We start from the raw sequence: 343 nt of genomic DNA, 5'->3' as shown, positions 1-343 counted from the left end.
CAGCCTTGATCACCTGTGCGGCCTTGAACGTCGCGTCCTCAACGATCGCCAAGTGCGGCGCGTCGACGCTACGATATTGGTCTTTGCGGTTCGGGCGTGGCACGCGCCTTCCGGTGGCAGGATCCTTGATCATGCGGACCTTGTTCCAGACGATGCGGCCCGCATAGAGCTCGTTGATCAGCATACCATGGCCGCGTGCGGCATTGCCGTTGATCGTCGACGCGTTCCAATTGTTGCCGCGGGGCGGTCTGACACCGTCGGCATTGAGGCCCGCGGCGATCTCGCGCGGCGTCTTGCCCTCGACAAACTCGCAGAAGATTCTCCGCACGATCTCGGCTTCGGC

Annotated in this window: 1 protein-coding gene; it reads right to left on the bottom strand. The window is 63.0% G+C overall.

The window, feature by feature from the left end:
* Positions 1–343 (bottom strand): recombinase family protein (locus ACZXDY_RS46535; protein ID WP_464350108.1); only part of this gene is annotated, 343 nt, incomplete at both ends.

The organism is Bradyrhizobium sp. LeoB3 (assembly GCF_055456055.1).
The sequence above is the reverse complement of the archived record's forward strand: the minus strand, read 5'-3'. Positions and strand labels throughout refer to the sequence as shown.